This window comes from Streptomyces sp. NPDC017520 (genome assembly GCF_044329855.1).
Taxonomy (GTDB): domain Bacteria; phylum Actinomycetota; class Actinomycetes; order Streptomycetales; family Streptomycetaceae; genus Streptomyces.
Genome location: NZ_JBIRKB010000012.1, coordinates 19,740 through 40,281, shown reverse-complemented (window position 1 = coordinate 40,281; position 20,542 = coordinate 19,740). Strand labels below are relative to the sequence as shown.

Annotated in this window: 18 protein-coding genes; 9 read left to right on the top strand and 9 right to left on the bottom strand. The window is 71.2% G+C overall.

Annotated features, from left to right (window positions below):
* Positions 1–7 precede the first annotated feature (7 nt).
* A complete protein-coding gene (locus tag ACH4KB_RS26445; protein WP_398068392.1) occupies positions 8–451 on the top strand; it encodes a hypothetical protein in 444 nt (147 codons plus the stop codon).
* Positions 452–575: 124 nt separating this feature from the next.
* A complete protein-coding gene (locus tag ACH4KB_RS26440; protein ID WP_398068391.1) occupies positions 576–1,382 on the top strand; it encodes an LPXTG cell wall anchor domain-containing protein in 807 nt (268 codons plus the stop codon).
* A 181-nt stretch (positions 1,383–1,563) separates the two neighbouring features.
* Here the strand turns inward: ACH4KB_RS26440 and ppc are convergent, their stop codons facing one another.
* The gene (ppc, locus tag ACH4KB_RS26435) at positions 1,564–4,293 is read right to left on the bottom strand and encodes a phosphoenolpyruvate carboxylase (protein ID WP_398068390.1); all 2,730 of its coding nucleotides are present in this window, start codon (positions 4,291–4,293) and stop codon (positions 1,564–1,566) included.
* A gap of 397 nt (positions 4,294–4,690) precedes the next feature.
* Between ppc and ACH4KB_RS26430 the strand changes: the two genes are divergently transcribed.
* The 3 genes from ACH4KB_RS26430 to ACH4KB_RS26420 all read left to right on the top strand — a co-directional run bounded on the left by ACH4KB_RS26430 (position 4,691) and on the right by ACH4KB_RS26420 (position 7,065).
* Positions 4,691–5,677: an acyl-CoA desaturase gene (locus tag ACH4KB_RS26430; RefSeq protein ID WP_398068389.1), complete on the top strand. Its 987-nt coding sequence runs from the start codon at positions 4,691–4,693 to the stop codon at positions 5,675–5,677.
* A complete protein-coding gene (locus tag ACH4KB_RS26425) occupies positions 5,674–6,360 on the top strand; it encodes a TetR family transcriptional regulator (RefSeq protein ID WP_398068388.1) in 687 nt (228 codons plus the stop codon). The genes ACH4KB_RS26430 and ACH4KB_RS26425 overlap by 4 nt, the downstream gene beginning before the upstream one ends.
* 102 nt (positions 6,361–6,462) lie before the next feature.
* Positions 6,463–7,065 (top strand): Uma2 family endonuclease, encoded by a 603-nt coding sequence (locus ACH4KB_RS26420; RefSeq protein ID WP_398068508.1) that lies wholly within the window; start codon positions 6,463–6,465, stop codon positions 7,063–7,065.
* 8 nt (positions 7,066–7,073) lie between these two features.
* Here ACH4KB_RS26420 and ACH4KB_RS26415 read toward each other — a convergent pair whose 3' ends face one another.
* Positions 7,074–7,889 (bottom strand): trans-aconitate 2-methyltransferase, encoded by an 816-nt coding sequence (locus ACH4KB_RS26415; protein WP_398068387.1) that lies wholly within the window; start codon positions 7,887–7,889, stop codon positions 7,074–7,076.
* Positions 7,890–7,978: 89 nt separating this feature from the next.
* Here ACH4KB_RS26415 and ACH4KB_RS26410 point away from each other — a divergent pair, with 89 nt between their 5' ends.
* Entirely contained in the window at positions 7,979–8,476 is a 498-nt protein-coding gene (locus ACH4KB_RS26410) for a MarR family winged helix-turn-helix transcriptional regulator (RefSeq protein WP_274344888.1), read from the top strand.
* On the opposite strand, the gene ACH4KB_RS26405 is transcribed toward ACH4KB_RS26410, so the two are convergent.
* Complete coding sequence (locus ACH4KB_RS26405; protein WP_398068386.1) at positions 8,432–9,223, bottom strand: LuxR C-terminal-related transcriptional regulator; 792 nt, start codon at positions 9,221–9,223, stop codon at positions 8,432–8,434. The genes ACH4KB_RS26410 and ACH4KB_RS26405 overlap by 45 nt on opposite strands.
* 246 nt (positions 9,224–9,469) lie before the next feature.
* On the opposite strand from ACH4KB_RS26405, the gene ACH4KB_RS26400 reads away from it, so the two are divergent.
* Positions 9,470–9,910, top strand: coding sequence for a GNAT family N-acetyltransferase (locus tag ACH4KB_RS26400; protein WP_398068385.1), 441 nt, complete (start codon positions 9,470–9,472; stop codon positions 9,908–9,910).
* Between the two features lie 39 nt (positions 9,911–9,949).
* On the opposite strand, the gene galK is transcribed toward ACH4KB_RS26400, so the two are convergent.
* Genes galK through galT form a run of 3 tightly spaced genes read right to left on the bottom strand, consistent with a single transcriptional unit; the run spans position 9,950 to position 13,223 of the window.
* Complete coding sequence (galK, locus tag ACH4KB_RS26395) at positions 9,950–11,188, bottom strand: galactokinase (RefSeq protein WP_398068384.1); 1,239 nt, start codon at positions 11,186–11,188, stop codon at positions 9,950–9,952.
* Positions 11,185–12,183 (bottom strand): UDP-glucose 4-epimerase GalE, encoded by a 999-nt coding sequence (galE, locus tag ACH4KB_RS26390; protein WP_398068383.1) that lies wholly within the window; start codon positions 12,181–12,183, stop codon positions 11,185–11,187. The genes galK and galE overlap by 4 nt, the downstream gene beginning before the upstream one ends.
* Positions 12,180–13,223, bottom strand: a complete 1,044-nt coding sequence (gene galT / locus ACH4KB_RS26385) for a galactose-1-phosphate uridylyltransferase (protein ID WP_398068382.1) — start codon at positions 13,221–13,223, stop codon at positions 12,180–12,182. The genes galE and galT overlap by 4 nt, the downstream gene beginning before the upstream one ends.
* Before the next feature lie 258 nt (positions 13,224–13,481).
* Between galT and ACH4KB_RS26380 the strand changes: the two genes are divergently transcribed.
* Together ACH4KB_RS26380 and ACH4KB_RS26375 are read left to right on the top strand one after the other, a co-directional pair.
* Positions 13,482–15,152, top strand: coding sequence for a sodium:solute symporter family protein (locus ACH4KB_RS26380; RefSeq protein ID WP_398068381.1), 1,671 nt, complete (start codon positions 13,482–13,484; stop codon positions 15,150–15,152).
* A gap of 15 nt (positions 15,153–15,167) precedes the next feature.
* Positions 15,168–15,482 carry a hypothetical protein gene (locus ACH4KB_RS26375; protein ID WP_398068380.1) on the top strand — a complete coding sequence of 105 codons (315 nt, stop codon included), beginning with the start codon at positions 15,168–15,170 and terminating at the stop codon, positions 15,480–15,482.
* Positions 15,483–15,524: 42 nt separating this feature from the next.
* Here ACH4KB_RS26375 and ACH4KB_RS26370 read toward each other — a convergent pair whose 3' ends face one another.
* The 3 genes from ACH4KB_RS26370 to ACH4KB_RS26360 form a co-directional block, all read right to left on the bottom strand.
* Positions 15,525–16,235: a LuxR C-terminal-related transcriptional regulator gene (locus ACH4KB_RS26370; RefSeq protein ID WP_398068379.1), complete on the bottom strand. Its 711-nt coding sequence runs from the start codon at positions 16,233–16,235 to the stop codon at positions 15,525–15,527.
* 292 nt (positions 16,236–16,527) lie between these two features.
* Positions 16,528–18,387 (bottom strand): PQQ-binding-like beta-propeller repeat protein, encoded by a 1,860-nt coding sequence (locus ACH4KB_RS26365; protein ID WP_398068378.1) that lies wholly within the window; start codon positions 18,385–18,387, stop codon positions 16,528–16,530.
* 85 nt (positions 18,388–18,472) lie between these two features.
* Complete coding sequence (locus ACH4KB_RS26360) at positions 18,473–20,446, bottom strand: PQQ-binding-like beta-propeller repeat protein (protein WP_398068377.1); 1,974 nt, start codon at positions 20,444–20,446, stop codon at positions 18,473–18,475.
* Between the last annotated feature and the right edge of the window lie 96 nt (positions 20,447–20,542).

The window sequence follows — 20,542 nt, the reverse complement described above, 5'->3', positions numbered from 1 at the left end:
GCGGCTCATGACTTACGTCCGTAGCGTCGCCGTGGTCCTGATCATCATGCTCCTCCTTGCCGCGGGAGTCTGGACCTCGTGGGAGTCGGCGCACCACGTCCTGTTGCCCGAGGGGCGTGACCACGGCGTGCTCACGGTGGCCGCGTGCGGTGAGCAGACGTGTAGCGGCCGTTATGTTCCGGACGGCGGAGGTGCGCCGCGCGCCACGGTGACGATCGAGCGGTCGGTGGCGGTCCGCACCGGCCGGGGGCTGCCTGTGGTGGTGAAGCCGGGGGCCGATGTGGCGATCCGGACCGGGTGGGGTGGTGGTCTGCACGCCTGGTTGCCACTGGGCGGGGCGATGCTGTTGGCGGCCCCGCTGGCCGCGGGCGGGCTGCGGGCGAAGCGGACGGCGTGGTCGCTGGCGGGGTGCGGCGGGGCGCTCGTGGTGGCGATCTTCCTCGTGGTGTGACCGGGGGCCCGAGGGACGGTCGCCATGGTGGTGATCTGGCGCGTCAGAGGCGACTCGGTGGTGGGGCTACGCTGCCCCCGCCGCCCTCCACGGCAACCTTCGCCTCTCAGATGGACGAGTCCCCATGCAACGTTTCCTGACCCCGTTCGGCGCGCTGGTCGCCGCCGTGACGAGCTGTCTCGTGCTGGCCCCGGCCGCCGCAGCCACCGGCGGCAGTTCGAGCCACCCTACTCTCCGCCAGGAACTCCCGGTGACAGCAGCCGAGTTCGCCGACGGAAAGGCCGCTGAGGAATGCCCGGGCGTTCCGGCCGACAAGGACGGCTGGCACTTCATACTCCCTGGTAACACCGCGACCTTCACCAAGTTGACGGTCACCTTCGAGCCGGGCGGCGAGCAGGAGATCACGGTCTTCGGGCCGCCGAAGGACGACCACGCCTACGCCGTTTCCGAGCCGGGTGCCGAGCTGACCGCGATCAAGGCGGAGATCACGGGCACGGTCAAGCACAACAAGTTCAACCTGTCGCACACCTGCCCGGCCTCGGTGACCCCGACGCCGTCGGGCACTCCGACCGGCACTCCGACCGGCACCCCGACTGACACCCCGTCCGGCACTCCGACGGACACCCCCACGGGCACGCCGACCGACGAGCCGGGCTCGACCCCGTCGGCCACCGCTCCGGCCACGACCATGCCGGAGTCCCCGAGTGTGGCTCCGTCCGCCTCGGAGAGCACGGGCACCGGCACGGGCACGGGCAGCGACGCGGGCACCGGCACGGACAAGGGCACGGGCACGGGCACGGGCGATCTGGCCGAGACCGGTTCCAGCGCCCCGGTGGGCATGATGGCCGCCGCCGCCGTCGCCCTCGCTGGTGTCGGCGCCTTCCTGGTGACCCGCCGCCGCAAGGCACAGCAGTCGGCCGCCCAGCGCTGACGTCCGGGGCCGAGGACCGCACCGCACCGCACCGACCGCGAGGCGCCCGAAGGCCCCACCGGAGACAATCTTGAACCGCTCTCCGTCGGCTCATCCCTGTCGACGGTGGCACGGGACGGGCTGAAGAGCGAAGTGCCCCCGCCGGCTCGGCCGACGGGGGCACTTCGCGTTCCGGGGGGGCTCAGCCGGTGTTGCGGAGTCCTGCCGCGACACCGTTGACGGTGAGCAGCAGGGCGCGGGCGAGCAGCGGGTCGGCTTCCTCGCCGCGTGCCGCCGCCTCGCGCTGGCGGGCCAGCAGCGATACCTGGAGGTAGGAGATCGGGTCCAGGTAGGCGTCGCGGATGGCGAAGGTCTGCTGGAGTACCGGGCTGGTGCCGAGCAGTTCGGTGGAGCCGGTGACCTTGAGGACTTCCCGTACGGTCAGGGCGTGCTCGGCCTCGATGGCGTCGAAGACGTGCTTCAGTTCGTCGGGGACGAGTGTGTCGACGTAGTGCCGGGCGATGCGCAGGTCGGTCTTGGCGAGCGTCATCTCCACGTTGGAGAGGAAGTTCCGGAAGAAGTGCCAGTGCTCGTGCATCTCGTCGAGGACGGTGTCGAGTCCGGCTTCGCGCAGGGCCTTGAGGCCGGAGCCGACGCCGTACCAGCCGGGCACGATCTGCCGTGACTGGGTCCAGCCGAAGACCCACGGGATGGCCCGCAGGCCGTCGAGGGAGACGCCCGAGCCGGGGCGGCGGGAGGGCCGCGAGCCCAGGTGCAGGTCGGCGAGCTGGTCCACCGGGGTGGAGGCGAGGAAGTACGCGGGGAGGTCGGGGTCCTCGACGAGCTTGCGGTAGGCGTCGTGGGCCGCGTCGGAGACGGTGTCCATCGCCGCGTCCCAGCGGGCGAGGGCCTCGTCGGACTGGCGGGGCGCGGTGTGCAGGGCGGAGGCCTGGAGGGTGGCCGCGACGGTCAGTTCCAGGTTCTCGCGGGCGAGGGCGGGGATGAGGTACTTGTCGGAGATGACCTCGCCCTGTTCGGTCACCTTGATCTCGCCCTCCAGGGTGCCCCAGGGCTGGGCGAGGATGGCGTCGTGGGAGGGGCCGCCTCCCCGGCCGACGGTGCCGCCGCGGCCGTGGAAGAGGCGCAGGCGTACGCCGTAGCGGTGGGCGACGTCGCGGAGGCGGCGCTGGGCTCGGTGGATCTCCCACTGGGAGGTGGTGATGCCGCCGAACTTGGAGGAGTCGCTGTAGCCGAGCATGACCTCCTGGACGTCGCCGCGCAGGGAGACGAGGCGGCGGTAGGAGGGGTCGGCGAGCATGGCGTCGAGGATGACGTCGGCGGCCTTGAGCTCGTCGGTGGTCTCCAGGAGCGGGACGATGCCGATCTTGGCCCAGCCGGCGTGGAGGTCGAGGAGTCCGGCCTCGCGGGCGAGGACGGCGGCGGCGAAGACGTCGTCGGCTCCCTGGCACATGGAGATGATGTAGGACTCGATGACTTCGGGGCCGAAGCGTTCGAAGGCCTGCTTGATGGTGTGGAAGACACCGAGGGTCTTCTCGCCGGCCGCGTCGAGCGGGGCGGGGGTGGGGGCGAGCGGCCGGCGGGAGCGCAGTTCCTTGGCGAGGAGCTTCTGCCGGTAGTCGCGGGGCATGTCGGTGTAGCGCCAGGACTCCTCGCCGAGCCGGTCGAAGAGCTGGCCGAGGGCGTGGTGGTGGGCGTCGGCGTGTTCGCGTACGTCCATGGTGGCGAGCTGGAGGCCGAACGCGCCGAGGGTGCGGATGGTGCGGTCCATCCGGCCGTCGGCGAAGAGGCCGCCCTTGTGTTCGCGCAGGGAGGTCTGGATGAGTTCCAGGTCGGCGATGAGTTCGGCGGTGCCGAGGTAGTCGCAGCCGGGGCGGTGGGGGGTGCCTTCGGCGAGGCGCTCGCGGGTGTTGACGAGCTTCTGGCGGATGCAGGTGGCCTTGAGGCGGTAGGGCTCTTCGGCGTTCAGCCGCTTGTAGCGGGGGCTGATGCCGGGGAGGTTCTCCAGGTCGGTCTGGAGGGAGGTGAGGAGTTCCTCGGTGGCTCCGGCGTAGCGGATGGAGTTGGAGAGGAGGCCGCGGAGGTGGTCGATCATCTCCAGGGCGTCGGTGATGCCGTGCTCGTGCTGGAGGATCAGGACGTCCCAGGTGACGGCGGGGGTCACGTTGGGGTTGCCGTCGCGGTCGCCGCCGATCCAGGTGCCGAAGGTGAGGGGGCGGGTGCCGGCGGGCAGTTCGACGCCGACGCGCTCCAGCTCGGCGGCGAGGTCCTCCAGGACGTCTCCGACGGCGCCCGCGTGGAGTTCGTCGAGGTAGTAGATGGCGTTGCGGGCCTCGTCGGCGGGCTCCGGGCGGACGACGCGGAGTTCGTCGGTCTGCCAGATGAGGTCGATGTTCTCGGCGAGGCGGAGGTCCAGGCGTCGGCGGTCGGCCTCGATGACCGGGGTCTCCAGGAGGGCCCCGATGCGGCGGAGCTTGTTGAGGACCGAGCGGCGGGCGGCCTCGGTGGGGTGTGCGGTGAAGACGGGCCGGACGTTGAGGTTCTTGACCGTTTCGCGGAGGTGCTCGGGGTCGGCGTCCTTGAGCCGGTCGGCGGTGCGGGCGAGCAGGCCGCCCTCGGCCGCGCGGCGGTCGCGCATCTCGTGGGCGCGGTGGACCTGCTCGGTGACGTTGGCGAGGTGGAAGTAGGTGGAGAAGGCGCGCACGAGCTGTGCGGCGGTCTCCAGATCCGTGTCGCCGAGGAGTTCGGCGGCGGCTTCGCCGTCGGTGCGGGTCAGGGCGCGGACCCGCTCGACGAGGTCGAGGAGCTCCTGGCCCTCCTGGCGGACGAGGGTCTCGCCGAGGAGGTCGCCGAGGCGGCGGATGTCGGCGCGCAGCGCGGGGCTGGCGGCAGGGGTCTGGTCGGCACTGCTCACAGTGTGCGGCTCCTTGCAGTGAATGAGGAGGTGCGTTCGCTTCGCCGTCCCCCGTTGCGTGGTGGTGGGGGCGGCTGGCGGGGTCCGGGGCCCTGCGGCTGGCAGCGGTGCTGTCGCCACGCCCCGACGAGCGGGTGCGGACCGCGCTGTCCGACGCTCCCAGGATAGGTGTCGTCGCAGGCGGCGTGTCCGTTGCCCCGACGGGGTCGCGGTCGCCGCCCGGGCACCCGGGCCTCTATCCCCTTACCCAGCGGGCGGGCGGGGTATCGCGCGGGACGGGTGGGAGCGTCCTCTCGTGTTGTGGTACCGGTCACTGCCATACTTACCAAGCCGTAGGTTACGGAACCGTAGCCACGGCCGTCCGAGCCTTCTCCCTCACCCTCAGAGGTGTCCCCCCATGCAGAGCACCCCCCATGTGATCGACGAGGCCGAGCCCCCCGGGGCGGCCGGGACCCCGTTGCCCCCTGCCACGCTGGGCGGCGACAGGAAGCGGTCGATCGAGCAGTTCGCGCTGCTGGCGTTCATCGTGGTGCCGTTCGTGGCGCTGGTCGCGGCGGTGCCGTTGGCGTGGGGCCGGGGGGTGAGCTGGCTGGACCTGGGGTTGCTGGTGGCGATGTATTTCATCGGCTGTCACGGGATCACGATCGGCTTCCACCGGTATTTCACGCACGGTTCGTTCAAGGCGAAGCGGCCGTTGCGGATCGCGCTGGCCGTGATGGGTTCGCTGGCGGTGGAGGGGCCCCTGGTGCGGTGGGTGGCCGATCACCGCAAGCACCACCGGTTCTCGGACGCGGAGGGTGATCCGCATTCGCCGTGGCGGTTCGGGGAGAGCCTGCCGGCCCTGATGAAGGGGCTGTGGTGGGCGCATATCGGGTGGATGTTCGACGAGGAGCGGACGCCGCAGCAGAAGTACGCCCCTGACCTGATCAGGGACCCGGCGATCCGGGGGATCTCGCGCCACTTCCTCTCCTTCACGATTCTCTCGCTGTCGATTCCGCCGCTGGTCGGGGGCCTCGTGACGATGTCGTGGTGGGGTGCGGCGACGGCGTTCTTCTGGGGTTCGCTGGTGCGGGTGGCGCTGCTGCACCATGTGACCTGGTCGATCAACTCGATCTGCCACGCGGTGGGCAAGCGGCCCTTCAAGTCCCGTGACCGGTCGGGGAACGTGTGGTGGCTGGCGGTGCTGTCGTGCGGCGAGTCGTGGCACAACCTGCACCACGCGGATCCGACGAGCGCCCGTCACGGGGTGATGCGGGGGCAGATCGATTCCAGTGCCCGGCTGATCCGCTGGTTCGAGATGCTGGGCTGGGCCACGGATGTGCGGTGGCCGGACGCCGCGCGTATCGACTCCCGGCGGACGTCTGTTCCGGCTGACGCGGCATGATTGACGACGTGGCGACCGAAGGCAGCACGAGCAGCGAGAAGAGCAGGCCCTCCCCCTCCCGCCGGGCCCGGCGGGTCCGGATGACGGGCAAGGAGCGCCGCGAGCAGCTGCTGGACATCGGGCGCGCCCTCTTCGCCGACAAGGGTTTCGAGGGAACGTCGGTGGAGGAGATCGCGGCGCGTGCCGGGGTGTCCAAGCCGGTGGTGTACGAGCACTTCGGCGGCAAGGAGGGCCTGTACGCGGTGGTGGTCGACCGCGAGATGCGTCGGCTGCTGGACATGGTCAACGGGGCGCTGACGGCGGGCCATCCGCGTGAGCTGCTGGAGCAGGCGGCGTTCGCGCTGCTGGACTACATCGAGTCGTACACGGACGGTTTCCGGATCCTGGTGCGGGATTCGCCGGTGGCGCAGTCGACGGGCACGTTCGCGTCGCTGATCAGTGATATCGCCACGCAGGTGGAGGACATCCTGGGCCTGGAGTTCAAGGCCCGGGGCTTCGATCCGAAGCTGGCCCCGCTGTACGCGCAGGCGCTGGTGGGGATGGTGGCGCTGACGGGCCAGTGGTGGCTGGACGTGCGCAAGCCGAAGAAGGCCGAGGTGGCCGCCCATCTGGTGAATCTGTGCTGGCACGGGCTGGAGAACCTGGAGGCGAAGCCGCGGCTGATAGGGCACCGGAAGAGCTGACCGCGCGACCCTTCCGTACGTCGTCACCCGTTGTGATGACGGGTGCGGATTTCCCGCCGTAGTGTGGTCGGGAGGGCAGAGGATTCGTCCATGGGAGGAACCATGACCGCCGAGCCGACCACCGCGCACAGCTCCCGCTGGCCGGTGCCCCCGCAGGACGGATACACCGTGGACGATCTGTTCACGCTGCCCGATCTCCCGCCGCACACAGAGCTGATCGACGGGAGCCTGGTTTTCGTGAGTCCGCAGCGACGCTTTCACCAAAAGACGATCGACCTGCTGGTGAATGGCCTGCGCAGTATCGCTCCGGCCGATGTGAAGGTGGAACGTGAGATGACGGTGGTGCTGGACCAACGCAACGGTCCAGAACCCGATGTGTCCATCGTGAAGACTTCCGCCACTACAGGCCTTGAGCAGACGCATTTCAAAGCCGCCGACGTCCTCCTCGCCGTGGAGGTCGTCTCCCCCGACTCCGAGGCCCGCGACCGCGAGGCCAAGCCGCACAAGTACGCCACGGCGGGCATCCCGCACTTCTGGCTCGTCGAGATGACCGGCACCGACCAGCACCCCGTCGTGCGGGTCTACGAGCTGGACCCGGTGACGAAGGCGTACGCGCTGACCGGGATCCATCACGACCGGCTGAAGACGGGTGTGCCGTTCCCGGTGGACATCGACGTCTCGGCGGACGCGCTCAAGGAGCTGTAGAGCGCCGGTTACGCGTCCGGCTCCTTCCGGGCGACCGCGAAGATGCGGCGGAACGGGAAGACCGTGCCGTACGGGCCGGGCGGGTAGGCCTCGCGGAGCAGGTCGCGGTATTCGGTGAGGAAGGCGTCGCGGGCCGTCGGGTCGTCGGCGAGGGCGGTGAGGACGGGGCGCAGTGCGGTGCCCTTGACCCAGTCGAGGACGGCGTCGTCGCCGTGGAGGGTCTGGAGGTAGGTGGTCTCCCAGACGTCGGCCGTGCAGCCCAGGTCGCGGAGGCGGGTGAGGTAGTCGACGGGGTCCAGGGCGGAGGCGGTGCGGTCGCCGATGCCGTGGAGCAGGGGGCGCCAGCGGTCGGATGCGCGGAGGGCGGCCAGGAGGGTGTGGCTGGGGGCGGCGAAGTTGCCGGGGAGCTGGAAGGCGAGGGTTCCGCCGGGGGCGAGGGCGTCGAGCCAGCGGGGGAAGTGGTCGGCGTGGCCGGGGATCCACTGGAGTGCGGAGGTGGAGACGATCAGGCCGTACGTCTCGGTGGGCGTCCAGGTCGCGGCGTCGGCCTCGGCGAAGTCGAGCAGGGGCGGCCGGGCGTGGGCGGCGGCTTCGGCGAGCATCTCGTGCGAGGTGTCGTAGCCGGTGATCCGAGCGTGCGGCCAGCGGTCCGCGAGGAGGGCGGTGACGTTGCCCGCGCCGCAGCCGAGGTCGGCGATGCGGGGTGCGGGGTGGCCGGGGAGGTCGCCGATGCGGGACAGGAGGTCGTGGAAGGGGCGGGTGCGGTGGCCGGCGTGGCGCAGGTACTGCTGTGGGTCCCAGGAGGGCTGGGCGGGTGCGGTCATGGGGAACAGGATCACGCCGAAAATCTCTTGATGTCAAGACACTTGAATTCAAGAGACTTCATGTCGAGGGACCCTCTACACTGATCGCTATGGAGGACGAGGTCGACCGACTGGTCGCTGCATGGCGCCGCGAGCGCCCCGACCTCGACGTGGAACCACTCGAGGTGCTCAGCCGCGTCTCCCGCCTGGCACGCCACCTCGACCGGGCCCGCCGCATCGCCTTCTCCGAGCACAACCTGGAGCCGTGGGAGTTCGACGTGCTGACGTCGTTGCGCCGGGCCGGCGCCCCGTACCAGCTCTCCCCCGGGCAACTGCTCACCCAGACCCTGGTCACCTCCGGCACCATGACCAACCGCATCGACCGGCTGACCAAGAAGAACCTCGTCGAGCGGCTGCCCGACCCGAGCGACCGGCGCGGCGTCCTCGTCCGGCTCACGGCCGAGGGGCGCGACAAGGCCGACCAGTCGCTGGCCGGACTGCTCGACCAGGAACGCGCCATCCTCGGCGAGCTCTCCCGCCATCAGCGCGGCGAACTGGCCGGGCTACTGCGCCAGTTGACTGCCCCGTTCGACAACATTCCCACTTAGCCGGAGACCCCCCGGGGGCGGTTCGGCGGGGCCGACCCCCGCCCGGCGGGCCAGCGCCACCGCGGCCAGCGTCGAGTGCACCCCGAGCTTGCCCAGCACGTTCTGCATATGGGTGCGCACCGTGTGCGGGGAGAGGAACAGGCGCTCGGCGACCGCCTTGCGGCCGAGCCCCGCCACCATGCAGCGCAGCACCTCCCGCTCCCGGGGCGTCAGCGATTCCACCAGCCGCTCGCTCTCGGTGCGGTGCTTGCGGGCGGCGGTCAGCTCCCGCAGTACGCCGGTGAGCAGCGCGGGCGGCAGATGCGTCTCGTCGCGCAGCACGCCCCGTATCACCGCCAGCAGCCGCTGCAACGAGCAGTCCTTGGCCACCCAGCCCGAGGCGCCCGCCTGGAGCGCCCGTGCGGCGGCCCGTGGATCGTCCTTCTCGGCGAGCACCACGGACCGGACGGCGGGCCGGCCCGAACTGACCCCGGCGACCAGGGAGATGCCGTCGACGACACCCGTCTCCTCCTGCCGGGGCGCGGGGACGGCGGGTGCGTTGCCGGCCGTCTCGGCGCCCAACTCGGCGTCCACCAGCAGCACGTCGTAACCGCGCCCCTCGGCGGCGGCGCGCTCCAGGGCGCGCAGCGCGGCCGGGCCGCTGCCCGCCGCGGACACGTCCACGTCGGGCTCGGCCGCGAGAGCCGCCGCGAGCGACTCGGCGAAGATGCGGTGGTCGTCGACCACCAGAACCCGGATACGCGCCACAGAACCCCCATCGGTGGGGGCGGACAGCTGCGGGTACGGCGCCCGGAGGCATCGGCGCGGCCCGCTGTGCTCCGGCCGCCGCCTTCGCACCGCCTGCCGCCCCGCCCCCGGGCGCCGTACCCGGCTCTCTCGCTCCCCTGAATGAGCACCGGCCCCCACCGGTGCTGAGCATCAGCGTACGGGTGAGGGCCACGGGGGGAAGGCGATTCGCCGAACTGGTCGCCCAGGGTGTTTAGGGTGTGATTCATGTTCCGTCTTGAGACAGAAGTAGACAAAGAACGTCGTACTCTGCTGAGCGGGCGTCTGCACGAGGACAACATCGCGGCCGCGGCCGGCCTGCGTGCACTGCTCTCCACCCCCGCCGAGAACGAGGTTCCGCTGGAGGTCTGGGCGTTGGACGAGCACGGGGACCTGGCCGGTGGGCTGACCGGGCGGACCTGGGCGTACTGGCTGCATGTCGATCTGCTCTGGGTCGACGCCCCGCACCGGGGCTCCGGCCTCGGCGCGCGTCTGCTCGCCGAGGCCGAACGGACCGCCCGCACCGAACGCGCCTGCACCCGGTCGCGGTTGGAGACCTGGGACTTCCAGGCCCCCGGCTTCTACCGCGGACAGGGGTACGAGGAGATCGGCCGGGTCGCGGACTACCCGCCGGGCGTCACCGAGTTCATCCTGGTCAAGGACCTGTGAACGCGGCGCTCCGCGAGGGGCTCAGCCCAGTCGGCCGGGTCAGCGCAGTCGGCGCGCCCCGGCCGACGGGATGGCGTCGAAGATCCCCGGGGCCGTGTGTCCGGCCGCCGCGAACGCCCCGCTGACGGCCTTGGCCACGGCGTGGGCCGCTGTCTCCTCCACCAGGACGACCGCCGAGCCGCCGAAGCCGCCGCCGGTCATCCGGGCGCCGAGCGCCCCGGCCTCGTTCGCCGCCTCGACCACCAGATCCAGTTCGGGGCAGGAGACCCGCAGATCGTCGCGGAGCGAGCGGTGGCCCTCGTTCAGGACGGGGCCCGCGGCGCGGACGTCGCCCGCGTCGAGCAGCGCGATGACCTGCTCGACCCGGCGGTTGTCACCGACGACATGGCGCACGTAGCGGACGACGGACTCGTCCGCCCCGGCGTCGGCGAGGGCGGCGAGCGCCGCGTCGAGACCGGCGTACGGCAGGTCGCGCAGCGTCGGTATGCCGAGCAGCCGGGCGCCCTCCTCGCAGCCGGCCCGGCGCTCCGCGTACGCCCCGTCGCCGAGCGCGTGCTTGACCCGGGTGTCGACGACCAGCAGCGTCAGGCCCTGGGCGGCCAGGTCGAAGGGGACCTGGCGCAGGGAGAGGTCGCGGGTGTCCAGGTGGAGGGCGTGGCCCTCGACGCAGCAGGCCGAGGCCATCTGATCCATGATCCCGCAGGGCACGCCGACGAAGTCGTTCTCGGCGCGACGGCCGACGACGGCGAGTTCGGGTCCGGTGAGGCCGAGGTGGAAGAGGTCGTTCAGGGCCAGCGCGGTGACGACTTCGAGGGCGGCGGAGGAGGAGAGCCCGGCGCCCGTGGGCACCGTGGAGGTCAGGGCGATGTCCGCCCCGGTGACCGGGTGCCCCGCCTCGCGCAGCGCCCAGAGCACCCCGGCGGGGTAGGCGGCCCAGCCGTGGCCGGAGTGCGGGGCGAGTTCGTCGACGCGCAGGGAGACGACGCCGCCGGGGACGTCGGACGAGTACAGGCGCAGGACGCCGTCGTCGCGGCGGGAGACGGCCGCGACGGCGGTGTGCGGGAGGGCGAGCGGCATGACGAAGCCGTCGTTGAAGTCGGTGTACTCGCCGATCAGGTTCACTCGTCCGGGTGCCGCCCAGACGCCGTCGGGCTCGCCCCCGTACAGCTCGGAGAAGGTGACGGCGGGGTCGGTCCCGTCCGGCTCCGCGAAGGTGACGGCGGGGTCGGTCCCGTCCGGCTCCGCGAGGGGCGTGGACGGGGCGGTGGTCTCGGTCATGGGGTGGTCGTGTCCTCTCGGCGGGCGAACTGCCAGGCGTCGGCGATGATTCCGGCCAGGTCGGCGCGGGAGGGCTGCCAGCCGAGGCGCTCGACGGCGGTGGCGGCGGAGGCGACGAGGACGGCCGGGTCGCCGCCGCGGCGGGGGGCGGCGGTCTCGGGGACGGGGTGGCCGGTGACCTTGCGGACGGTCTCGATGACCTCGCGGACGGAGAAGCCGTTGCCGTTGCCCAGGTTGCAGATGAGGTGCTCGCCGGGGGCTGCGGCCCGAAGGGCCAGCAGGTGGGCGTCGGCGAGGTCGGCGACGTGGATGTAGTCGCGGACGCAGGTGCCGTCGGGGGTGGGGTAGTCGTCGCCGTACACGGAGATCGACTCGCGCTGCCCCAGGGCCACTTGGAGGACCAGCGGGATGAGGTGGGACTCGGGCGTGTGGCGTTCGCCGCAGCTGCCGTAGGCCCCGGCCACGTTGAAGTAGCGCAGCGAGACGGCGGCCAGGCCGTGGGCGGTGGCCTCGCCGCTGATCATGTGGTCGACGGCGAGTTTGGACGCGCCGTAGGGGCTGGTGGGGGCGGTGGGGTCGGTCTCGGTGATGGGGCTGGAGACCGGTTCGCCGTAGGTGGCGGCGGTGGAGGAGAAGACGAGGGTGCGCACGCCGTGCTCGCGCATCGCGGCGAGCAGGGCGGTGGTGCCGCCGACGTTGTTGACCCAGTACTTCTCCGGGTCGACGACGGATTCGCCGACCTGGGAGAAGGCGGCGAAGTGCAGGACGCCGTCGTAGGAGGGGTCGAGGTGGCGGGCGGCGTCCTGGATACGGCCCTCGATGAACGCGGCTCCGGCCGGGACGCCCGCGCGGAAGCCGGTGGAGAGGTCGTCCAGGACGGTCACCGTGTGCCCGGCCTCCAGCAGGTGCTGGGCGACGACGCTTCCGACGTAGCCGGCGCCGCCGGTGACCAGGTACTTCTTCGGGAGCTTGCCGGCCTTCGGGGAATCGCTCACTTGCTCGCTACCTCTCGCAGTCGCTCGGCCGCGGCCTCCGGCGGCACGTCGTTGATGAACACGCTCATGCCGGACTCGGACCCCGCGAGGAACTTCAGCTTGCCGGAGGTCCGGCGAATGGTGAAAAGCTCCAGGTGCAGGGCGAAGTCGTCCCGTCCGGGGACCCCGAACGGCGCCTGGTGCCAGGCGGAGATGTACGGGGTCGGCGGCTCGCCGGGTCCGAAGATCCGGTCGAAGCGCCTCAAGAGTTCCAGATAGACCTGTGGGAACTCTGTCCGCGCCCGCTCGTCCAGCTGCCGCAGGTCGGGGACGCGGCGGCGGGGGTGGAGGTGGACCTCGTAGGGCCAGTGGGCCGCGTACGGGACGAAGGCGGTCCAGTGGTCGGTGGCGAGGACGACGCGCGAGCCGTCCTTCTCCTCGCGGGCGACCACGTCGTCGAAGAGGTTGCGGCCGGTCTCCTCGCGGTGGCGGGCGGCCGAGCGGAGCATCAGCTCGGTGCGCGGGGTGACGAAGGGGTAGCCGTAGATCTGGCCGTGCGGGTGGCCGAGGGTGACGCCGATCTCGGCGCCCCGGTTCTCGAAGCAGAAGACCTGGGTGACCTGGTCGAGTGCGGCGAGTTCGGCGGTGCGGTCGGTCCAGGCGGCGAGGACGAGGGCGGCCTGTTCCTCGGTGAGGTCGGCGAAGGACGCGTCGTGGTCGGCGGTGAAGCAGACGACCTCGCAGCGGCCGGAGTCGCCGGCGAGGGAGGGGAAACGGTTCTCGAAGACGGCGACGTCGTAGTCGCTGTCGGGGATCTCGCCGGCCCGTCCGTCGCGCGTGGGGCAGAGCGGACAGGCGTCGGCCGGCGGGTGATAGGTGCGCGCCTGGCGGTGCGAGGCGACGGCGACCGCGTCACCGAGCAGCGGGTCGCGGCGGATCTCGGACGAGGTCGATACGGGATCCAGCGGGCGGTGGTCGACGGCGTCGCGGACGGTGTCGTCGGCGGAGTCGTAGTAGATCAGCTCACGGCCGTCGGCGAGGGTCGTAACCGTCTTCTTCACCAGGGTCCTCCACCAGATCCTCCCAACATAAACGCACATAATAAATCACAAGCAAACACACGCGTCAATGGCCGCGCGTGACTCTCGATTCCGACTCTCGATTCCGTACGGCCCACCGGACTTTCTCTACGGCATACCCGGACATTCACCCGCACTCGATCACGATCGAACAAAGAACCCCAAGGAGACTGTTCATTTCTCGAACACAGAGGCGTAGGTTCCGACGGGTTCAGTTCGCGCAACGAAGCGAGTACCCCCATGCACACACTTGCCGAAGGGCTCCGGCTCCCCACGAACGGGCTCGACTACGCCATCCTGGCGATCTACTTCGTCGTCGTGCTCGGCATCGGCTTCGCGGCCCGTGCCAGTGTGAGGACGAGCCTCGACTTCTTCCTCTCCGGACGGTCGCTGCCCGCCTGGGTGACCGGGCTCGCCTTCGTCGCGGCGAACCTCGGCGCCACCGAGATCCTCGGCATGGCGGCCACCGGCGCGCAGTACGGCGTCGCCGTGGTGCACTGGTACTGGATCGGCGCGATCCCGGCCATGGTCTTCCTCGGCCTGGTGATGATGCCGTTCTACTACCGCTCCAAGGTGCGCTCCGTGCCGGAGTTCCTGCTCCAGCGGTTCGACAGGTCCGCGCACCTGCTCAGCTCCGTGCTCTTCGCCTTCGCGGCCATCCTCATCGCGGGCGTCAACCTCTACGCCCTGTCCATCGTCGTGGAGGCGCTCCTCGGCTGGCCCCAGTGGGTCGCGATCGTCGTCGCGGGCCTGTTCGTGCTGGTCTACATCACGATCGGCGGACTCTCCTCGGCGATCTACAACGAGGTGCTCCAGTTCTTCGTCATCCTCGCCGCGCTGATCCCCCTCACCGTCCTCGGCCTGAAGCGGGTCGGTGGCTGGGACGCGATGAGCGACTCGCTGACGAAGCAGCACGGCGGGGACTTCATGACCGCCTGGGGCGGCACCGGCATCGGTGACGCCAACCCGCTGGGCGCCAACTGGCTGACGATCATCCTCGGCCTCGGCTTCGTGCTGTCCTTCGGCTACTGGACGACGAACTTCGCCGAGGTGCAGCGCGCCCTGTCCGCGAAGAACCTCTCCGCCGCCAAGCGCACCCCGCTGATCGCCGCCTTCCCGAAGATCTTCATCGTCTTCGCGGTGATGATCCCGGGCCTGGTCGCCGCCGTGATCGTGCCCAAGATCGGCACCCCGGACTCCGACCTCACCTACAACGACGCGATACCCCTGCTGATGCAGGAGCTGCTGCCCAACGGCGTGCTCGGCATCGCGGTGACCGGTCTGCTCGCCGCGTTCATGGCGGGCATGGCGGCCAACGTGTCCTCGTTCAACACGGTGTTCACCACCGACATCTGGCAGCGGTACGTGGTGAAGGACAAGCCGGACGCCTACTACCTGCGCTTCGGGCGGCTGATCACGGCGATCGGTGTCCTGGCCTCGATCGGCACGGCGTTCATCGCCGCCAGCTTCTCGAACATCATGAGCTACCTCCAGACGCTGTTCTCGTTCTTCAACGTCCCGATGTTCGTCGTCTTCATCATCGGCATGTTCTGGAAGCGGGCCTCGATGAAGTCCGGTGTCTGGGGGCTGGTCGCGGGCACCGGGGCCGCGATGGTCAACTACTTCTGGATCTACAAGGGCGGGGTCATCGACATCCCGTCCGACCAGGGCGCCAACTTCGTCTCCGCGATCGTCGGATTCGTCGCCGGAGCCGTCGTCATGGTCGCCGTCACCCTCTTCACCGCGCCGAAGCCCGACGCGGAGCTGGCCGGTCTGGTGTACGGGACCGAATCGCCGGACCCCGACGAGGCGCTCGACGAGGCCGACAGCGCCTGGTACCGCAAGCCCGCGCTGCTCGGCTGGGGCGCGATCGTCCTCGCCGCCGCCTGCTACATCCCCTACTCGTTCTGATCGGAGGAACTCACCATGTCCGACCTGCACAAGGAAGTCTCCGAGCTGGAGCGCAAGTCCGCCACCGCCGCCCGTCTCTTCGACATCCGGCGGATCATCGGCGGCCTGTTCGTGGTCTACGGAGTGATCGTCACCATCGCCGGCGTCAGCCCGTCCGAGGCCGACCTGAAGAAGGCCGAGGGCGTCCACATCAACCTGTGGACGGGTCTCGCCATGCTGGCGCTCGGCCTGTTCTTCCTCGTCTGGATGAAGCTGCGCCCTGCCGAGGCCCCGGCGGCCCCGGAAGCGGACCCGGCCCCGGGCCCGAAGCCGGAGTCCGACGCGGGCTGACCCGCCCCACCGCTCGTCCGCCGTGCCCGCAGGGGCCGTACGTCACCCGCGCTGTCCGGGGAGGTACGGCCCCCGCGGCGTGCCGCCGTCGTCCGCGGCCCTCTCCAGCAGTCCCGTACGGGCCGCGAGGGCGGCCGCCTCCAGGCGGGAGCCGACGCCGAGCTTCATCAGGACCCGCTGGACGTGGGTGCGTGCGGTGCTCGGGGCGATGTCCATGCCGGCCGCGATCAGCCGGGTGCCCTCGCCCTCGGCGACCCGCACCAGCACCTCCGCCTCGCGCGGGGTCAGCATCCGCAGCAGCCGCCGCCCCTCGTCGTCGGGCTGGGCCGTCGGGTTGAGGAGTTCGGCGAAGGCCCCCCGCAGCAGCTGCGGGGCGACGGCGCTCTCCCCCGCCCGCGCCTTGAGCATGGCCCGCTCGACGCCCTCGATGCGCTCGTCGTGCCGGACGTATCCCGCGGCCCCGGCGGCGAACGCCGCGGCGATCCCGCGCGGGCTGGGCACCGGTCCGAGGACCACCACCGCCACCTGCGGGCGCTCCTGGCCGATGCGCGTGATCGGGTCGAAGACGCCGGGGGCCGCAGGCGAGGCCGTACCGAACAGACAGACCTCCGGGGCCCTGCTGACGACCAGTTCCGCCGCCCCGGACGTCGGTGCCGCCGCCGCGAGCACCCGGTGCCCGCGCAGTTTCAGCGCCGAGGCGAGTGCCTCGGCGAGCAGCCGGTGATCGTCGACCACCATGAGCCGCACACCCACGGTCCTCACCCCTCAAAGCCCCTGTACGCCCGGCCCCCGGACTCCTGCCCCGGCAAGCTACACGCTTGTTCGACGCCATGCGGCCCTTACGTGGGAGAAGCCCCCCGGAATGCCGAATCCTGCGCCATCCGGGCCTCGTCGGCCTGCGTTCACGGCTCGTTGACCGGGACTTCGCGATCACTTCACGGACGGAGAACGACCGGCCCCGCCGGTGAAACGACCGGCCCCGCCGGTGAGGTGATCGACCGGCGGGGCCTGGCACTGCGGGACGCTCCCCGGGGGAGCGCGGTGATCAGTCGGTGCGGTAGGCGACGACGAGGTAGCGCTTCTCGTCGGGGTTGACGGTGCTGGGCTTGTGGACCGACTTGCTCGCCATGTAGAACCGGCCGTCGGTGTAGTGGAGTTCGGCCGAGCCGATGTTGAACCGCTTCTCGGCCTCCCGGACGGTCTCGTCGCTCGGGTTCTCCATCAGCAGGGTCTGCTTGAAGGTTTCGCCGTCGATGGAGACGACCTGGCCGCCCTTGTCGTACGGGCCCTCCTTGTAGGCGATGATGCTGGTGCCGTCCATCCGGAGCGGTGTCAGGGTGTGGCGGTCGCCCGCGTCCGCCCGGCCGCCGAGGAGCTTTCCGGTGGTCAGGTCGAAGGCGACGATCTCGTTCGTGTCGCCGTACTCGCTGGTGCCGTCGTGCCTCTCGGTCGGCAGGTAGAGCCGGTTGTTGCCGACGGCCATGTGCTGGCACTGCTCGACATCGGTGGAGCCGCACTCCGCCGCGTACTTGTCCGCGTCGGCGGGAATGCGGACGATCAGCTTGCCGGTGGCCGCGTCGATCGAGAAGAAGTCGGAGATGCTGCTGCCGTCGCCGGCGGTGTCGCCGACGTCGGCCGCGACCACGAGCGGCTTGGTGGAGACGATGCTCGCGTACTCGACGCCCGCGGGCATCTGGAACGAGGACAGCGGCGCGCCGGTCGTCGGGTTCAGCGCCTGCACGGTGAGCTGCGGGCTGTCGGACGTGCCGCACCTGCGGACCACGGCGAGGGCTTCGCCCCCCGCGTAGCCGCGGTCGTAGCAGCCGTCCGCGCCGACCTTCGGCTTCCAGAGTGAGGCGCCGTCGGCCAGCTTGAAGGCCGCCCCGCCGGAGGTTCCGCCCGCGGCGACGGTGGTCCCGCTGAGCGTGACCTCGTCGAAGCGGATCGGCCGGTCACCGCCGGTGGCGGAGGTCACGCTCTTGCTCCACAGGAGCTTGCCGGCGCTCAGGTCGATCACGCCGACCTGGTTGCACGACGGGTACTTGTTCTCCTTGGTCGGCTTCGTCTCCTGGAAGACGATGGCCGCCTTGTAGTCCTTGCTCATGTGCCGGGACACGGTGCAGATCTCGCCGGCGAGCGGGAAGGACCAGAGCTTGGTGCCCTTGTCGCGGTCGTAGCCGGTGACCTCGGCGATGCCGGACTTGACATACGCCTTGTCGGTGACCCAGGAGCCCGCGACCGTGGTGATGTCGGTGACCACCGGCTCCGGGAACTGGAAGGCGACCGTGGACTTGGTGTTGGCGGGCGCCTTCTCCTCGCCGCCGGCCAGGCCGCCCTCGCCGCCCTTGGCCTCGCCGCCGGTGGCGCCGGACGAGGAGGCCTCGTCCGTGCCGCCCTTGTCGTCGCCGGTGGAGGCGTAGATGATCCCGCCGCCGATGATCAGCACCACGGCGACGGCCGCGGCGACGATGATCTGCATCTGGGTGGAGAACTTCTTGCCGCCGTCGCCGGCCGGCTGCGGGGCCCCGTACTGCGGCTGCATCGGCTGGGTCGGGTAGCCGTAGCCCTGCTGGGGCATCCCGGGCTGTCCGGGATGCCCGGCGGGCCCCTGCGGGTAGCCGTAGCCCTGCTGCGGGGCCTGGGGGTAGCCGTACCCGTTGGGCTGCGGCGCGGGCGGGGTGGGGTAGCCGCCGGCCGGCGGCGGGGTGCCGTAGCCCCCGGCGGGCGCGTCCTGCGGGGCGGCGGGCTGCTGCGGCGGCTGCTCCGGCTGCTTGCCGAAGGGGTCCGCGGGCGGCGGGGCCGGCTGCCCGAACCCTCCCGGCGGTGGGTCCTGCGGCGCGCCGAACCCACCGGAGGGCGGACCGGCGGGCGGGGGCGTGTTCGGCGGCTGGGGCGGCTGGGTCATGGCGTGCGTACCTCGGGAGACGAGTGGGTGTGGGGGCGCGTGGGGCCGGGAGGGGCCGACCGCGGTCGGATGCCGTGGCGGACCGTCACTTGGTGAACACCAGCATCGTCGACTGCTCCAGCTCTTCCTTGTCGTTGCTCGCGCTCACACGCTTGCTGAAGATGTAGGAGCGGCCGTCCTGGTAGAGGACCTTGGACGAGAAGAAGCCGTTCTCGATCCGGCCGGCCGACGCCGGGTGCTGGAGCAGCGTCTTGGGAGTGCCGCCGGTCGGCGGCAGGGTCACGAGTGCGCCGGCGGTGTCGTACTTCGGCCGCATGTAGAGCAGCACGTCGCCGCCCTCCATGCCCAGCGGCTTCAGAACGCGCTCGGCCGGGGCGGGCGCCTCCCACTTGGGCTTCCCGGTGTTCAGGTTGAACGCGATGACCTTGTTGGTCCGCGAGGTCCCGCTGCTGTCGTCCTCGGTCGCGATGTAGAAGGTGTTGGCGTCGGCGGCGACGCCGCTGCACCCTTCGAGCTTCTCGCCGAAGACCGCGAAGCTGCCCCCGCAGTCGACGGTGAGCTTGTCGCCCTGCGCGGGTGCGAGCTGCGAACGGAGCTTGCCGCTCTCGGTGAGCGCCGCGATGCCGTACTGCTTCTTCGCCTCGTTGTCGAACCTGACGACGAGCGGGCTGACCGAGTAGACCTTGCTGACCTCCCAGCCGCGCGCGGGCTGGTACGTCCACTTGGCCTTGCCGGTGACCGGGTCCAGCTCCTGGACCTGGTGCTGCGGGTTCTTGGCGTCGTCGGTGCGGCAGCTGGCGGCGGCGATCAGCTTCGCGCCGCCGGCGAAGGCGAAGGGCTTGCAGTTGCCCTCGGGGTTGCCGAACAGCTCCTTGCCGTCGCTGACGCGGTAGGCGTTGGAGTTGCCGGTGCGCCCCACCGTGACGGTGTCTCCGCTGATCGCCAGACCGATGTCCGACAGGAAGTCCCAGGTGCCGTTCTTCTTGATCGTCTTCTTCCAGCCGGCCTTGCCGGTGTTGAGGTCGATCATCTGGAGGACGGAACACTTGGCCCGGTCGGTGGTGCCGTCCTTCACGCCGATGACGAGCTTGCCGTCGGCGGTCGCGGTGTTCGGCGTGGCGCACACATCGGCGGGGAGCTTCAGCGTCCACTTCTGCTTGCCGTCGGCGACGGAGTAGCCGGAGACGCCGCGGTACATGGCCTTGGCGACCAGGTCGCCGGTGAACCAGGGGCCTTCGACGGACGCGCCGCCGCGCGGCAGGTCGACGTCGTTCTTCTGGAGCCAGGCGACCTTGGCCTCGCCCGGCTTGCGCCCGGCGTTGAGGTCGTCGTTGCCCTCGCGGCCGTCACCGGTGCCGTCGCCCTCGTCGACCGTCGGCGACTCGCTGGGGGGCTTGGGGTCGGTGCTCGTGCCGGCGACGGGCTTCTTGGGGTCGTCCCCGCCGTCGCTCACGAGGAACCAGGTGCCCGCCCCGGCGACCAGGACCACGGCGAGCGCCGCCGCGACCACGATGCCGGTCTTGTTCTTGAGGAACCCGCCGGGGCCGGAGCCCGGGCCGCCGGGGGCGGGGGCGCCGGGGTGCTGCTGCGTCGGGTAGCCGTAGCCGGGCTGGGGCTGCTGACCGTACGGGCCCGGGGCCTGCTGACCGTACGGGCCCGGGGCCTGCTGACCGTACGGGCCGGGGGCCTGCTGACCGTAGGGGCCGGGCTGCTGGCCGTACGGTCCGGGGGGCTGCTGGCCGTACGGTCCGGGGGCCTGCTGGCCGTACGGACCGGATGCCTGGCCGGGCTGCTGCGGGTAGCCGTAGCCGGGCCCGGCCGGGGGCTGCTGCTGCGGATAGCCGTACGCCGGGGTGCCCGGCGGGGGCGTCTGCGGCGGGCCGGCCGGGGGTCCGGGCGGCTGCGCGGGGGGCGGCCCCTGGGGCGGCTGACCGGGCGGCGTCTGCTGCGGGTTCGCCAGGTTCGGCTGGTCCTGGGGCTGCTGAGGAGCTCCGTTCGGCGGCTCCTGCGGAGCCCCGAAGCCTCCCTGCGGCGGTTGCTGGCTGGGCGGCTGGCTCATATCAGCACGTCCCCCTTCGTGCGGCCCGGTGCGCGAATCGGTCTCCCCCGCATTCCCAAGAGGATCAATTCCCCTCGGAAAGGAGCGAATCGGGCA

Bases quoted from the DNA above. Each gene is read 5' to 3' on its own strand.
- ACH4KB_RS26410 (WP_274344888.1), top strand. From the start codon at position 7,979: ATGGAGGACGAGGTCGACCGACTGGTCGCTGCATGGCGCCGCGAGCGC.
- ACH4KB_RS26425 (WP_398068388.1), top strand. From the start codon at position 5,674: ATGATTGACGACGTGGCGACCGAAGGCAGCACGAGCAGCGAGAAGAGC.
- ACH4KB_RS26430 (WP_398068389.1), top strand. From the start codon at position 4,691: ATGCAGAGCACCCCCCATGTGATCGACGAGGCCGAGCCCCCCGGGGCG.
- ACH4KB_RS26375 (WP_398068380.1), top strand. From the start codon at position 15,168: ATGTCCGACCTGCACAAGGAAGTCTCCGAGCTGGAGCGCAAGTCCGCC.
- ACH4KB_RS26445 (WP_398068392.1), top strand. From the start codon at position 8: ATGACTTACGTCCGTAGCGTCGCCGTGGTCCTGATCATCATGCTCCTC.
- ACH4KB_RS26440 (WP_398068391.1), top strand. From the start codon at position 576: ATGCAACGTTTCCTGACCCCGTTCGGCGCGCTGGTCGCCGCCGTGACG.
- ACH4KB_RS26360 (WP_398068377.1), bottom strand. From the start codon at position 20,446: ATGAGCCAGCCGCCCAGCCAGCAACCGCCGCAGGGAGGCTTCGGGGCT.
- ACH4KB_RS26420 (WP_398068508.1), top strand. From the start codon at position 6,463: ATGACCGCCGAGCCGACCACCGCGCACAGCTCCCGCTGGCCGGTGCCC.
- ACH4KB_RS26415 (WP_398068387.1), bottom strand. From the start codon at position 7,889: ATGACCGCACCCGCCCAGCCCTCCTGGGACCCACAGCAGTACCTGCGC.
- ACH4KB_RS26400 (WP_398068385.1), top strand. From the start codon at position 9,470: ATGTTCCGTCTTGAGACAGAAGTAGACAAAGAACGTCGTACTCTGCTG.
- ACH4KB_RS26380 (WP_398068381.1), top strand. From the start codon at position 13,482: ATGCACACACTTGCCGAAGGGCTCCGGCTCCCCACGAACGGGCTCGAC.
- ACH4KB_RS26365 (WP_398068378.1), bottom strand. From the start codon at position 18,387: ATGACCCAGCCGCCCCAGCCGCCGAACACGCCCCCGCCCGCCGGTCCG.
- galK (WP_398068384.1), bottom strand. From the start codon at position 11,188: ATGACCGAGACCACCGCCCCGTCCACGCCCCTCGCGGAGCCGGACGGG.